Here is a 16,913-nt window from a genome sequence, read left to right as displayed (position 1 = left end):
CGGGGACACCGCTTCGCCGCCGACCAGCACGTGCCGCAGCGACGGCAGGCCGGTCAGGCCGGGGCCGGACGTGAGGGCCGCCAGCATCGCCGGCACGAAATGCACGACGGTGACGCCGTGCGTACGGAGGGTGTCCGCGAGGTACTGGGGGTCGCGGTGTCCGTCGGGTTCGGCGATGACGAGCCGGGCGCCGGCGGCGAGCGGCGCGAAGCATTCCCACACCGACACGTCGAACGTCACCGGGGTCTTGAGCAGCATCGTGTCGGTGGTGCCGAGCGCGTACTGCTCACGCAGCCACTCGAGTTGCGCCGTGATCGCCGCGTGGGAGACGGCCACGCCCTTGGGCCGTCCCGTGGATCCGGACGTGAAGAGGACGTACGCCGTGTTGTCCGGGCGCAGCGGTGCGATCCGTTCGCCGGTACGGATCGGTTCCCCGCCGAACGCGGCCGGGTCGAGGTCGTCCGGTGCGATCGCTCGCACTCCGTGCCGGGTGGCTTCGGTCTGCGTGAACAGGTCGCTGCTGGTGAGCACCAGGGACGCGCCGGACTGTTCGACGATGTCACGGTTGCGCTGCTCCGGTTGACCGGGGTCGAGTGGGGTGTAGGCGCCGCCGGCCTTCACCACGGCGTGGACGGCGACGAGCAGGTCGAGCGACCGCGGGATCTCCACCGCCACGACGACGTCGGGGCCCACTCCGTCGCCGATGAGCCTGCGTGCGAGTCGGTTCGCCCGGGCGTCGAACTCGGCGTACGTCAGGGTCGTGTCGCGCCAGAGCACGGCGGGGGTGTCCGGGGTCGCCCGTACCTGTTCGTCGAGCAGACCGGTGAGGGTGGAGTCCACGGTGTCCCGTGTCGCGCCGTGCGACTGGGCGAGGAGACGCAGCCGGGTGTCGTCGCCGAGCAGGTCGAGGTCGCCGACCGGGATTCGCGGATCGCAGGCCAGCCCGGACAGGACCCGGAGGTAGGACTCGCCGATCCGCAGCGCGGTGTCCGCGTCGAAAAGGTCCTTGGCGTAACCGAGTTCGAGGTCGAGTCCCGCCGGGTTCCCGTCCTCGTCGTGGCGTTCACCGAGCACGAAGTTCAGGTCGAACTTGGCGATCGGCGACTCGATGTCCAGTGCGGACACCTCCAGTCCCGGCAGTTCGAGTGTCGGGGTCTGCAGGTTCTGCAGTGCGAGCGCCACCTGGAACAGCGGGTGGAACGCGGTGGAGCGGGTCGGGTTGATCGCGTCGACCAGTTGCTCGAACGGCACGTCGACGTGGGAGAACGCCTCGAGGTCGACGCGCCTGACCTGGTCGAGCAGTGCGGCGCCCGTCGAGTCCGGCCGCACGTCGGTGCGCAGCACCACAGTGTTGACGAACATGCCGACGAGTCCGTCGAGGGACTGCTCGCCGCGGCCCGCGACGGACGTTCCAATCGCGACGTCCGGACCGGCACCCATCCGCGACAGCAGTGCGGCCAGTGCGGTGTGGACGACCATGAACAGGCTGGCGTGGTGGGCGCGCGCCAGGTCCTGCAGGCGCTGGTGGATGTCGCCGTCCAGGGTCAGTCGCGCCGTTCCGCCGCGGTGCGACGGTGCCGGTGGACGGGGACGGTCGGTGGGCAGTGCGACCTGATCCGGCAGACCCGCCAGTGTCCGCTTCCAGTACGCGATCTGACCGGCGGCGAGCGACTGCGGATCGTCGGCGTCGCCCAGCAGGTTCCGCTGCCACATCGCGTAGTCCGCGTACTGCACCGGCAACGCGTTCCACGCCGGGGCGTCGCCGACGGTCCGGGCCGCGTAGGACGTCATCACGTCGGAGGCGAGGGGGATGAACGACCAGCCGTCCGCGGAGATGTGGTGGACGACGAACAGGAGGATGTGCTCCGACCGGCTCTCGCGGAACAGGTGGACCCGCAGCGGGAGGTCGGTGGAGACGTCGAACCCGGTGGAGGCATGGCGCAGGATCGCACCGGTGAGGTCTTCACCGGACAGGCGGATGGGCGTCAGATCGAGGGGGATCGACTCCACCGCGGCGATCACCTGATGCGGACCGTTCTCGGTCGCCGGGTAGACGGTGCGCAGTGCCTCGTGACGGGCCAGGACGTCGCCGAGTGCCATGCGCAGGGTCGCGACGTCGATCCGGCCGGACATACGCAGCGCGAGCGGAATGTTGTAGGCGGCCGAGGATGTGTCGAACTGGTTGAGGAACCACATCCGTTGCTGCGCCGGCGACAGCGGGATCATCGCGGGCCGATCACCGGCGACGAGGGCAGGTCGCTCGGCCGTCGTGTCGGACGCTGCGGCGGTCGCGAGTGCGCGCACGGTGGGATTGTCGAACAGGGTGCGGACGGAGATGCGTGTTCCCAGTGCTGAACCGACGCGGGAGACGACCTGGGTGGCGGACAGCGAGTTGCCGCCGAGGTCGAAGAAGTTGTCGTCGAGTCCGATGGACGGCTCCCCCACGACGTCGGCGAACACGGCGGCGATCGCCTGTTCGGCCGCAGTCTGCGGTGCCGTGAACGCGCTGCGGCGCGCGAAGACGGGTGTGGGCAGGGCGTTGCGGTCGAGTTTGCCCGCCGGGGTCAACGGCAACACGTCGAGGACCATGATCGCCGACGGCACCATGTACCCCGGCAACCGCTGCCCCGCGAACTCCGCCAACACCCGGTCATCGACCACTGCACCTGGCGCGGCAAGCACATACGACACCAAGCGAGTATTTCCGCTCCCGTCGTCATAGCCGACCGTGTGCGCGAACTCCACCACCGGATGCGACGCCAACACCGCATCGATCTCACCCAACTCGATCCGGAACCCCCGGACCTTCACCTGAAAATCACTACGGCCCAAAAACTCCAGAACCCAAGACCCGCCCTGCGAGGCCACCCAACGGACCACATCACCCGTGCGATACATCCGGCCACCCACACCGAACGGCGACGCCACAAACCGTCCCGCCGTCAACCCCGCCCGGCGCACATACCCCCGAGCCAAGCTGGAGCCGAGGACATACAGCTCACCGCGCACCCCGACCGGGACCGGACGCAACCGGTCATCGAGGACGACGAGATCGACACCCACGGTCGGTGACCCGACACTCACCGCCTGTCCGGGCACCAGCGGACCCGTCGCCGACGACATGATCGTCGTCTCACTCGGACCGTACGCATTGACCATCACCCGGCCCGGCGCCCACCGCGCCACCAACTCCGGCGGACACACATCACCCGCCACCACCACAGTCCGCAGATGGTCCAGACCACGGTGATCGAGCGACGCCAACGCCGCCGGCGTGCAGAACGCATGCGACACCTCGTGGTCGGCCAAAAACTCCGCCAACTCCGACCCACCAAAAATCGTGGTCGGCACCACCACCAGCGTCGCCCCCGCACACACCGCCATCACCAACTCGAACACCGACGCATCGAAACTCGGCGACGCGAAATGCAACACCCGCGAATCCGGCGACACCCCGAGCCGAACCCGCTCGTCCGCCGCCAGATTCACCAGACCACGGTGCGTGACCGCCACACCCTTCGGCCGCCCCGTCGACCCCGACGTGTAAATCACATACGCCGGATGATCCACCGACAACGCGCGCGTCCGATCCGAATCCTGCAGGGGTTCCGGGGAGTACGACGCCAGAGCACCGATCACGGGGTCGTCGTCGAGAACGAGCCACTGCGTCGAATCCGGCAGGGTTTCCCGCAACGCCGCAGTCGTGATACCGATCGGCGCACCACAATCCTCGAGCATGTGCACGATCCGCTCGAGCGGATAACCCGGATCCACCGGAACGAACGCCGCCCCCGACTTCGCCACCGCCCACGTGCAGGTAACCGACTCCAGGGAGCGGGGCAACGCCAACGCCACTGACACCTCGGGGCCCACCTGCATGGCTGCGAGCAGTCGCGCCACACGGTTCGACTCTGCGTCCAATTCTCGGTAGGTGACGGTGCTCGTGGAGCCGCCGAGAAGTGTCGGGGCGACGAGGGCGTCACCGTCGGGGTTGCTGCGGACGGCGGCGGCGAGCAGATCCGGCAGCGTGACCGGTGCGAGCCCGGGCCGGCCGTGTGCCGGGACCAGACCTTGCCGTTCGGTGTCGTGGAGTAGATCGAGGTCCCCGACCGCGGTATCCGGGTCGGACGTCACGGCCTCGAGAATCCGCTGCAGCCGCCACGCGAAGTCGCGGACGGTGGACTCGTCGAACAGGTCGGTGGCGTAGACGAATTCGGCACGCATCCCGGACGGCGAGCCCGTGTGATCGAGTTCCTCGCCCAGTGTCAGCTGGAGGTCGATCTTGGCGACCCCCGGATCGACGTCCTCCACGCCGATCCGCAATCCCGGCAGTTCGTAGTCCGCTGACTGCAGCGGGTTCATCGACAGCGCGACCTGGTAGATGGGGTGATGCGCCGCGGTGCGTGTCGGGGCGAGGACGTCGACCAGCCGCTCGAACGGGACGTCGGCGTGGGCGAACGCTGCGAGGTCGGTGTCGCGCACCGTACGGAGCATATCGGCGAAACTGTCTCCGCCACGCACGGCTGTGCGCAGAACTAAAGTGTTGACGAACATTCCGACGAGGTCGTCGAGGGCGCGTTCGCCGCGGCCGGCGATCGGGGTGCCGATCGCGACGTCGCCGGTGGCCGACAGTCGTCCCATCAGCAGCGCGAAGGCGGCGTGGGCGACCATGAACGTAGTGGCCCCGTGTTCCCGGGCGAGTCGTCGAATGCGCCGGTGGGTTTCGGGGTCGATGCCGAAGCGCACCGTTCCCCCGGTGAACGTCGGTTGCGCGGGGCGTGGCCGGTCGAAGGGCAGGGGCAGTTCGTCGGGCGCGCCGGCGAGCGTGCGCGTCCAGAATCCGAGTTGCGTGGCCATCACGGATTCCGGGTTGTCTTCGCTGCCGAGGACGTTCCGCTGCCACACGCTGAAGTCGGCGTACTGGACCTCGAGCGGCGCCCACTGCGGGGCGTTGCCCTCCGCGCGGGCCGCGTAGGCGACCATGACGTCGCGGCCGAGTGGTCCGAAAGACCAGCCGTCGGCCGCGATGTGGTGCAGCGAGATGGCCAGGACGTGTTCGGTGGGCGTGGTGCGGAACAGGGTGGCCCGTACCGGTGTCTCGGCGGTGACGTCGAATCCGCGGGACGCGAACGCCGCCATCCCGCCGGGGAGATCGTCTTCGGTGACGTCGACCGGAGGCAGTGTCACGGTGACGTCGGCGGCGGCCAGTACGACCTGCTCGGGGCCGTCCCCGCCATTCGGGAACACCGTGCGCAGCGACTCGTGGCGTTCGACGACGTCGTCGAACGCCGCCGCCAACGCTGCGGTGTCGACGACGCCGGACAGGCGCACCGCGAACGGCAGGTTGTAGGCCGGGGAGCCGGCGTCGAACTGGTTGAGGAACCACATGCGCTGCTGGGCGAGCGACAGCGGGATGCGGGCGGGCCGGGTCGCCGCCGTCAGGGCGGGGCGCGCGTCCGTCGTAGTGGGGTCGACGCGCAGTGCCAGGTCGGCCACGGTGGGTGCTTCGAACACGTCCCGTACCGACAGCCGGGTGCCGGTCGACTCGGCGATGCGCGCGGCGACGCGGGTGACGGACAACGAGTTGCCGCCGAGGTCGAAGAAGCTGTCGTGGACACCGATCCGGCCGGCGCCGAGCACGCCGGCGAACACGTCGGCGAGCACCTGTTCCACCTCGTTGCGCGGTGCCACGTATTCGGTTGTATCCGAGGTGAACTCGGGTGCGGGCAGGGCCTTGCGGTCCAACTTCCCGCTCGTGTTCAACGGGAACTCGTCCAGCAACACCGTCGCCGACGGCACCATGTACGACGGCAGCGAACCCGAAGCATGCCGGCGCAGATCCTCCACATCCAGCTGACCGGCAGGCTTTCCGACCACATACGCGACCAGATGATCACCCGTGACGGCATCCGAGTAGACGACAACAGCGGCACCGGTCACCCCCGGATGCGACCGCAACACCGCCTCGATCTCACCCAACTCGATCCGCTGACCACGGAACTTCACCTGAAAATCGGTACGCCCGATGTAGTCCAGCACACCGTCCCGCCGGCGCCGCACCAGATCACCGGTGCGGTACATCCGCGACCCGACACCACCGAACGGATTCGCCACAAACCGGTCCGACGTCAGATCGACCCGGCCCAGATACCCCCGCGCCAACTGGACGCCACCGAGGTACAACTCCCCCGGCACCCCGACCGGAACCGGGTGCAACCGCGAATCCAGCACATACGCCTGCGTGTTCCACTCCGGAACCCCGATCGGCACCGTCGCCTCGTCGGTGTCGGACGTCTCCCAGTACGTCACCGACACCGCCGCCTCCGTCGGCCCGTACAAGTTGTGCAATCCCGCCGTCGACAACTCCCCGAACCGTGTCACCGTCGCCGGCGGCAACGCCTCACCGATCACGAACACATGACGCAAGGAACCACACGAACTCGCAGGAACCGACGCAACGAACACGTCCAACATCGACGGCACGAAATCGGTGACCGTCACCCCGTGTTCGTCGATCACCTCCGCGAGATACGCCGGATCGCGGTGGCCGTCCGGAGACGCCAACACCATGGTGGCACCCACCTGCAGCGGCCAGAAGAACCCCCACACCGACACGTCGAACGTCGTCGCCGTCTTCTGCAACAACACATCCCGGCCGGTCAGCCCATACTCCGACTGCATCCACACCAACTGGTTCACGATCGCAGCATGCGCAACCGCCACACCCTTCGGCCGCCCCGTCGACCCCGACGTATAGATGACATACGCGGTGTTGAACGGACGCAACGGAGAAATCCGGTCGGCATCGGTGATCGGATTCGACCCGAATCTCGAGAGATCCAGGTCGTCGATGTCGAGCACCGCGAACGTGCCCGGAAGATCCCCGCGATCAGCTGACGTGCTGAGAACACAGACGGGCTGCGCCGAGTCGAGCACATACCCGATGCGATCGGCCGGATGATCCGGGTCGACCGGCACATACGCACCGCCCGCCTTCACCACCGCGTACATTCCCACCACCAGGTCCAGTGAGCGCCGCATCGCCAACGCGACCCGCGACTCCGGCCCCACACCACACGAGATCAGATACCGCGCAAGCCGATTCATCCGCTCGTCGAACTCCGCATACGACAGCGCAGCTCCCTCGAACACCACGGCCGTCGCCCCCGGAGTTCGCCCGACCTGCGCATCGAACAGATCCGGCAGGGTTGTCGCGGGGACCGCGTGTTCGGTCGAGTTCCAGTGGGTCAGTGCGGCGTGCTCGTCGGCGCCGAGTAGGGCGATGTCACCGGCCGGCGTTCTCGCGTCGGTGGTAACGAATTCAAGGATCGTGGTGAATCGGGTGGCGATGGAGGCGGCCGTGTCCTCGTCGAACAGATCGGCTGCGTACGTCAGTTGCGCAGTCATCCCGTCGGGGTCGCCTGCGGCGTCGAACCGCTCGACGAGGGTCACGTGCAGATCGAATTTCGCGACTCCGATGTCGGTGTCGAGTCCGTGCAGGGTGAGTCCGTCGAGTTCGAGTGCGGTCTGCTCGAGGTTCTGGAAGGTGAGCATCACCTGGAACAACGGATGCCGGGCCGCGTGCCGGGTGGGGCTGAGCACCTCCACCAGCCGTTCGAACGGCACGTCGGCGCGGGAGAACGCCGCGAGATCCACCTCCCGGACGTGGTCGAGCAGGTCGGTGAACGCGGACCCCGGATCGATGTGGGTCCGCAGGGCCACCGTGTTGACGAACATGCCGATCAGATCGTCGAGTTCGGGTTCGCCGCGACCGGCCACGGGGGTGCCGATGGTGACGTCGGAGGAGGCGCTGAGACGTCCGAGCAGCACGGCGAGCGCGGTGTGCATCACCATGAACAGCGTGGCCCGCCGGGACTGCGCGAGCGCCGTCAGCGCGCGGTGCGTGGACGCGTCGATGACGAAGTCGACGTGCCTGCCGCGGTACGACTGCTCCGCCGGTCGCAGCCGGTCCGTCGGGAGATCCAGTTCCTCGGGGATGCCCGCGAGGGTGTTCGTCCAGTAGTCGAGCTGCCGGGCGGCGAGGGATTCGGGGTCGGATTCGTCGCCGAGGAGTTCGCGCTGCCAGAGGGCGTAATCGGCGTACTGCACCGGCAGCGGCGTCCAGGTGGGGCGTTCTCCCCGGGTGCGGGCCGCGTACGCGACCATCACGTCGCGGACCATCGGTGCCATCGACCAGCCGTCACCGCAGATGTGGTGCACCACCAGTGCCAGCACGTGGTCGTCGGCGCCCACCCGAAGCAACGTGACGCGGACCGGCAGGTCTGTGGTGACGTCGAACCCCGTCGTGAAGAATCGCGCCAGGACGGTCTCCAGTTCGTCCTCGGCGATGTCTGCGACGGTCAGATTCGGTGGCGCGTCGGCAGTGTCGCGCACGACCTGGTGCGGTCCGGTCGCCGAATCCGGGAATACGGTGCGCAGCGTGTCGTGCCGTTCGATCAGGTCCGCGACGGCCGCCGCGAGCGCCACGCGGTCGAGTGCCCCGGTGAAGCGGACCGCGAACGGCAGGTTGTACGCCGGGGACGACGGATCGAACTGGTTGAGGAACCACATGCGCTGCTGGGCCGGCGACAGCGGAATCCGTTCCGGCCGTTCCCGCCGGGTCAGCGACGGTCGGGTGTCCGCACCGGTCGACTGAGACAGTCTGGCCGCGAGTTCCGCGACGGTCGGCGACTCGAACAGGTCCCGCACCGCGAGCGGGACACCCAGTTCGCCACGGATCCGGGACACCAGCTGGGTCGCGATCAGCGAGTTGCCGCCGAGGTCGAAGAAGCTGTCGTGGACGCTCACCCGGTCGAGTCCGAGTACCGTGCCGAACACCGCGGCAACGGAGTGCTCGACGCTCGTGGTCGGTGCGGTGTATTCACCCGCAGCGGAAGAGAACTCCGGCGCGGGGAGTGCCTTGCGGTCCAACTTCCCGCTCGTGTTCAACGGGAACTCGTCCAGCAACACCGTCGCCGACGGCACCATGTACGACGGCAGCGAACCCGAAGCATGTCGGCGCAGATCCTCCACATCCAGCTGACCGGCAGGCTTTCCGACCACATGCGCGACCAGATGATCACCCGTGACGGCATCCGAGTAGACGACAACAGCGGCACCGGTCACCCCCGGATGCGACCGCAACACCGCCTCGATCTCACCCAACTCGATCCGCTGACCACGGAACTTCACCTGAAAATCGGTACGCCCGATGTAGTCCAGCACACCGTCCCGCCGGCGCCGCACCAGATCACCGGTGCGGTACATCCGCGCCCCGACACCACCGAACGGATTCGCCACAAACCGGTCCGATGTGAGGTCGACCCGGCCCAGATACCCCCGAGCCAACTGGACGCCACCGAGGTACAACTCACCCGGCACCCCGACCGGAACCGGGTGCAACCGCGAGTCCAGCACATACGCCTGCGTGTTCCACTCCGGAACCCCGATCGGCACCGTCGTCTCGTCGGTGTCGGACGTCTCCCAGTACGTCACCGACACCGCGGCCTCCGTCGGACCGTACAGATTGTGCAGGCCTGCGGAGGACAAGGCCCGGAACCGACTTGCGGTTTCGGGGGGAAGTGCCTCGCCGATCACGAAGACGTGCCGCAGTGTGGCGCAGGATGCGTCCGAGGCCGCGGCGACGAAGACGTCGAGCATCGACGGCACGAAATCCGTCACCGTCACCCCGTGTTCGTCGATCACCTCCGCGAGATACGCCGGATCGCGGTGGCCGTCCGGAGACGCCAACACCATGGTGGCACCCACCTGCAACGGCCAGAAGAACCCCCACACCGACACGTCGAACGTCGTCGCCGTCTTCTGCAACAACACATCCCGACCGGTCAACGCGTACTCCGACTGCATCCACAGCAATTGGTTCACAATCGCCGCATGCGCAACCGCCACACCCTTCGGCTTACCGGTCGATCCGGAGGTGTAGATGACGTAGGCGGTATTGTCCGCGCGCAAGGGATGCAATCGTTCGGCGTCGGTGATGCGCGTGCCGGAGTAGTCGGTCAGGTCCAGGTCATCGATCGTGATCACTTCGACGTCGGAGGGAACTGCACTGTGATCCGTGGTACTGGTCAGAACGCGTACCGGCCTGGCAGACTCCAGCACGTACCCGATGCGGTCGACGGGATGGTCGGGGTCGACGGGCACGTAGGCACCGCCCGCCTTCACCACCGCGTACATTCCCACCACCAGGTCCAGCGAGCGCCGCATCGCCAACGCGACCCTCGACTCCGGCCCCACACCACACCAGATCAGATACCGGGCAAGCCGATTCACCCGAGCATCGAACTCCGCATAGGTGAGGGAGACGCCCTCGAAAACCAGTGCCGGGGCTTCGGGAGTCCGCGCTACCTGCGCGTCGAACAGATCCGGCAGGGTGGTGAGGGGGACGTCGTGGTCGGTGGCGTTCCATCCGGACAGTTCGCGGATGCGTGTGGCGGGGTCCGCGATCGCGATGTCGCCGACCGGCGTCTGCGGTGCAACTGTGACGGCCTCGAGGATCCGGACGAACTGCGCGCCGAACGAGCGGACCGTGCTCTCGTCGAACAGGTCGGTGGCGTAGTTGAATTCGGCGGCGATGGGGCCGGGTCGCCCGTCGGCGGCGTGGGTGTCGGTGAGGACGAGTTGCAGGTCGAACGCGGCGACGTCGGGAAGGATCGGTTGGCTCGACACCGACAGGCCGGGGAGTTCGAGGTGCGTGGGGGCGTGGTTCTGGAAGAACAGCGCCACCTGGAACAGCGGGTGGTGTGCTGCCGTGCGGGTGGGGTTCAGGTGCTCCACCAGACGCTCGAACGGCACATCCGTGTGCGCGAACGCGGAGAGGTCCACGTCTCGGACCTGCTGCAGTAGTTCAGTGAACGACGAGGCCGGGTCCAGTTGTGCGCGGAGCACGAGGGTGTTGACGAACATGCCGACCAGGTCGTCGAGGTCGCGGTCACCGCGGCCGGCGACGGGCGTGCCGATGGCGATGTCGGTGGTCGCGCTGAGCCGGCTGAGCAGTACCGACAGTGCGGAGTGCGCGACCATGAACAGGGTGGCGTTCTGTGTGCGGGCCAGGTTCAGCAGGCGTTCGTGCAGTTCGGCGGAAATCTCCCACGACAGGGTGGCGCCGTGCTTCGACGCGACGGTGGGTCGCGGCCTGTCGGTGGGCAGGTCGAGGCTGTCCCGCAGCCCGGCCAGCGCGGTTCCCCAATACGCGAGTTGGCGGGCGGCCCGCGAGTCCGGGTCGTCCTCGTCGCCGAGGAGTTCGTGCTGCCAGAGTGTGTAGTCGGCGTACTGCACGGGCAGCGGCGTCCACTGCAGTTCGTGGCCGCCGCTGTGCGCGGCGTACGCGAGCATCAGGTCGCGGGACAGCGGCGCGAACGACCATCCGTCGGCGGCAATGTGGTGCACCATCAGGACGAGCACGTGTTCGTCGTTCCGCACGCGCAGCAGTTGAGCGCGTACCGGAATCTCGGTGGTGACATCGAAGCCGGCGAGGGCGAATCCCCGGATCGCGGCGGGGAGGTCGGCCTCCGTCACCTCGGCGACGGTGAGGTCGAGGTCGGCGTCGTGCACGTCGCGGATGCGCTGCCAGGGGCCGGCGTCCGAGGCGGGGAACACGGTGCGCAGCGATTCGTGCCGGTGCAGTACGTCGCGGAGCGCGCGACTCAGTGCCGTGATGTCGAGGTCACCCGAGAACCGCACGGCGAGAGGCAGATTGTAGACCGGACTCGCGGTGTCGAACTGGTTGAGGAACCACACGCGTTGCTGGGCTGGCGACAACGGCACCTGCTCGGGCCGCTTCCGCGGAGTCAGTGCGGGAGGCGCGAGGTGCGCCGCAGGGTCGGCCCCGTCGAGTCTCTGTGCGAGCCCGCCGACGGTCGGCGCATCGAAGACATCGCGCAGCGACACCGGGACGCCGAGTGCGTTGCGCAGTCGCGATACCAGGCGGGTGGCGACGAGGGAGTTGCCGCCGAGGTCGAAGAAGTGGTCGTGGATGCCGACCCGCTCGACACCCAGGATCTCGGCGAACACGTCGGAGACAACCACCTCGGCGGGGGTCCGCGGTGCCACGTATTCAGCGGTCGCGGTGTCGAGGTTCGGTGCGGGCAGGGCCTTGCGGTCGAGTTTTCCGTTCACCGACAGCGGCAGCGTGTCCAGGTGCACGACCTGCGCCGGAATCATGTACGACGGCAGCACCCGGGCAACGTGGTCTCGGAGATCCGCCGCCTCGGTGTTCGCGGCACCGACCGTGTAGGCGACGAGGGCTTCCTCGCCGCGTTCGTCCCGGTGCACCACCACAACCGCCTGCACCACGTCCGGATGCGTCTCCAGGGCCGCCTCGATCTCACCCAACTCGATCCGCTGCCCCCGCAACTTCACCTGGAAATCCGTACGACCCAGATACTCCAACGCCCCGTCGGCCCGGCGACGCACCAGATCCCCCGTCCGATACATCCGCCCACCCGCGGCGAACGGGTTCGCCACGAACCGATCCGCGGTGAGATCGACGCGGCCGAAGTACCCCCGCGCCAACTGGTCACCCGCCAGATACAGCTCCCCCGCCACCCCGTTCGGCACCGGATGCAACCGGGCATCGAGCACATGCAACTGGGTGTTCCACACCGGACGACCGATCGGGACAGAGAATGTGTCCGACGCACCGGTCTCCCAGTACGTCACGTCGACGGCAGCCTCCGTCGGCCCGTACAGATTGTGCAGACCCGCACCACTGACCGCCCGGAACCGCGACACCTGCTCCGGCGTCAGCGCCTCCCCCGAACAGAACACCAACCGCAACGAATCACACTGCACCACAGCCGGTTCAGCAGTGAATACCGACAGCATCGACGGCACGAAATGCGCGGTGGTGACGCGGTGCCGGCGGATGAGGGTGGCGAGGTAATCGGGATCGCGGTGCCCGTCCGGTGCGGCGATCACCAGGGACGCCCCGACCTGCAGCGGCCAGAACAGCTCCCACACCGACACGTCGAACGTCACCGGGGTCTTCTGCAGAACGATATCCGAGCTGGTCAGGGCGTATTCGTGCTGCATCCACAGCAGCCGGTTCACGATCGCGCCGTGCGTGACCGCGACCCCCTTCGGACGACCCGTCGAGCCGGACGTGAAGATCACGTACGCCGTGTTCGCCGCGGTGAGCGCGGGGGCGACCGGTTCCGAGTCCTCCTCGGGGAGGTCGAGGGTGTCGATGTACTCCACGAGTGCCGCGGTGGAGAACGTCGTGTCGTCGGCGGCGCGTGTCAGCACACAGACCGGCTGTGCGGTGTCGAGCACGTACGCGGTGCGCTCGACCGGATGGTCGGGATCGATCGGCAGATACGCTGCGCCTGCCTTCACGATCGCGTAGACGGCGACGAGCAGGTCGATCGAGCGCCGCATCCCGACCGCGACGACGGACTCCGGTCCCACCCCGTTCCGGATCAGGTGGCGGGCGAGTCGGTCGGTCTGCTCGTCGAACTCGGCGTAGGTCAGCCGCCGATCGTCGAACACCAGCGCCACGGCATCCGGGGTGGCGGCGGCCTGGGCTGCGAACAGCGACACCAGGGTGTCCGCCGGCACCGGACGGTGCGTTGCGTTGGCCGCGGTGAGGGCGGCGCGTTCCCCCGCCGCGAGGAGGTCGAGGTCGCCGACGGCGACCGGCGGGTTGCCTGCGACCGCGTCGAGGAGCCGGGCGAATCGTTCGCCGATCGACTCGGCCGTGGTGTGGTCGAACAGATCTGTCGCGTAGGACAGTTGCACGGCCAGACCTGCGGCGTCGCCGGCGGAGTCGAACTGCTCGACGACGGTGAGTTGCAGGTCGAACTTCGCCACCTGGACGTCGATCTCGGCGGCCTCGACCTCGAGCCCGTCGAGTTCCACCCGGGTGTTCGCGGTGTTCTGGAACGTGAGCATCACCTGGAACAGCGGATGATGCGCGGACGACCGGGCGGGACTGAGCACCTCCACGAGGCGCTCGAAGGGGACGTCGCCGTGCTGGAACGCGGCGAGGTCGGCGTCGCGCACCCGGGCCAGCACGTCCCCGAACGTGTCGGCGGGTTCGACGGCGGTCCGGAGTACGAGGGTGTTGACGAACATGCCGACGAGATGGTCGAGCGCTTCCTCGCCGCGACCGGCGACGGGGGTGCCGATCACGATGTCGGACCCGGCACCCAGGCGGCGCAGCAGCACGGCCAGCGCGGCGTGCGTCACCATGAACGAGGTGGTGCCGGTGCTCTGCGCCAGATCGAGGAGACGCCGGTGGACGTCAGCGGGGATCGTGAACTCGACGCGGCCACCGCGGTGCGACATGTCGGCGGGCCGGGTCCGGTCGGTGGGCAGTTCGATCACCTGCGGCACTCCGGCGAGCGCCGACCGCCAGTAGGAGATCTGCTTGGCGGACAGGCTGTTCGGGTCGTCCTCCGACCCCAGCAGCTCACGCTGCCACAGGCTGTAGTCGGCGTACTGCACCGGCAGGGGCGCCCAGGTGGGCGCGTGACCGGCGACGCGCGCAGCGTACGCGAGCATCACGTCGGCGGCCAGTGGTGTCATCGACCAGCCGTCGGCGGCGATGTGGTGGACGACGAGGACGAGGACGTGCCGGTCCGGCGCCTCGCGGAACAGCCCGGCGCGCATCGGCGTATCGGTGGTGAGGTCGAATCCTGCGCCGCCGAGGGCCGTCACCGCGGCGGTGAGCGACTCGGTGGCGACGTCGGCCGGGCCGTCTGCGGGTAGCACGCTCACGGCGGGGGTGATCAGCTGATGGGGTCCGTCCGCGCTGTCGGGGTAGACGGTGCGGAGCGCCTCGTGCCGTTCCTGGACGTCGTCGAGCGCCCTGCGCAGGGCGTCGCGGTCGAGTGCGCCGGTAAGCCTCAGGGAAATCGGCAGGTTGTAGGCGGCCGAGGAGGTGTCGAACTGGTTGAGGAACCACATTCGTTGCTGCGCAACGGACAGGGGCACGCGGTCGGGTCGTTCCCGCGCCTCCAGCACCGGCCGCGGGTCGGATTGCGGCGCGGCGCCCACCACCGAGGCCGCCAGTTGCGCCACCGACGGCGACTGGAAGAGGTCCCGGACCCCGATCCGCACACCAAGGGCGGCGTTCACCCGGGACACGACCTGGGTGGCCGTCAGCGAGTTGCCGCCGAGGTCGAAGAAGCTGGTGTCGACGCTCAGTTCGGGCAGACCGAGGACGCCGCGGAAGATTCCGAGAAGGATCTCCTCGGTGACCGTTCTCGGGCGCACGATGTCGGCCGAGCGTGCGGCGAATACCGGTGCAGGCAGGGCGTTGCGGTCCAGTTTGCCCGCCGGGGTCAACGGCAGCGAATCCAACACCACGATCGACGACGGCACCATGTACCCGGGAAGACGCTCCCCGACGAACTCCGACAACACCCGGGTTTCGATGTCCGCTGCCGGCGCCGGCAGCACATACGACACCAAGCGAGTATTTCCGCTCCCGTCGTCATAGCCGACCGTGTGCGCGAACTCCACCACCGGATGCGACGCCAACACGGCGTCGATCTCACCCAATTCGATCCGGAACCCACGGATCTTGACCTGAAAATCACTGCGGCCCAGAAACTCCAGAACCCAAGACCCGCCCTGCGAGGCCACCCAGCGGACCACATCACCCGTGCGATACATCCGGCCACCCGCACCGAACGGCGACGCCACAAACCGTCCCGCCGTCAACCCCGCCCGGCGCACATACCCCCGAGCCAAGCTGGAGCCGAGGACATACAGCTCACCGCGCACCCCGAGCGGGACCGGACGCAACCGGTCATCGAGGACGACGAGATCGACACCCACGGTCGGTGACCCGACACTCACCGCCTGTCCGGGCACCAGCGGACCCGTCGCCGACGACATGATCGTCGTCTCACTCGGACCGTACGCATTGACCATCACCCGGCCCGGCGCCCACCGCGCCACCAACTCCGGCGGACACACATCACCCGCCACCACCACAGTCCGCAGATGGTCCAGACCACGGTGATCGAGCGACGCCAACGCCGCCGGCGTGCAGAACGCATGCGACACCTCGTGGTCGGCCACAAACTCCGCCAACTCCGACCCACCGTAAATCGTGGTCGGCGCCACCACCAGCGTGGCCCCCGCACAGACCGCCATCACCAACTCGAACACCGACGCATCGAAACTCGGCGACGCGAAATGCAACACCCGCGAACCCACCGACACCACCAGACGGTCCCGCTCGTCCGCCGCCAGATTCACCAGACCACGATGCGTGACCGCCACACCCTTCGGCCGTCCCGTCGACCCCGAGGTGTAAATCACATATGCCGGATGATCCACCGACAACGCCCGCGTCCGATCGGCATCGGTCACCGCATCCGCCGGATATGCGGCAACGGCCGACAAAAATTCGTCGTCGTCGAGAACCAACCACAGTGTCGAATCCGGCAAACCCGCCCGCAATGCCGCCGTCGTGACACCGATCGGCGCACCACAATCCTCCAGCATGAACGCGATGCGGTCAGCCGGATAGCTCGGATCGACCGGAACGAACGCCGCTCCCGCCTTCGCCACCGCCCACACACTCGACACCGACTCCCGCGACCGCGGCAATGCCAACGCCACCACGATCTCCGGGCCGACCTGGAGGTCGATCAGGAGACGGGCGAGCCGGTTCGAGGTGTCGTCCAGGGCGCGGTAGCTGAGAGTGTCGGCGGATGGCCCGGGCCCGGGCGCGACGAGGGCGTCACCGTCCGGGTTGCCGCGGACGGCGCCGGCAAGCAGGTCCGGCAGCGTGACCGGTGCGAATCCGGCGCGTCCGGTGGCCGGAACCAGGTTGCGGCGTTCGTCGTCGTCGAGGATCTCGAGGTCGCCGATCAGCCGCGGGCGCCGGTGTCGGAGGTGAGGAAAGCGCCGAGGAATCGGGTGAAGCGGCGTGGTGG

The 16,913-nt window shown here is 68.2% G+C and carries 1 pseudogene (running past one end of the window); it reads right to left on the bottom strand.

The features are described from left to right. Window positions 1-16,845 (bottom strand): annotated as a pseudogene (locus tag BLV94_RS00975) (non-ribosomal peptide synthase/polyketide synthase) (its annotated part extends 11,352 nt beyond the left edge of the window); the annotation flags it as partial. Between the last annotated feature and the right edge of the window lie 68 nt (window positions 16,846-16,913).

Origin of the sequence: Rhodococcus koreensis (genome assembly GCF_900105905.1) — a bacterium.
Taxonomy (GTDB): Bacteria; Actinomycetota; Actinomycetes; order Mycobacteriales; family Mycobacteriaceae; genus Rhodococcus_F; species Rhodococcus_F koreensis.
Note: the sequence above shows the minus strand (reverse complement) of the source record. Positions and strands in the feature narration are given on the sequence as shown.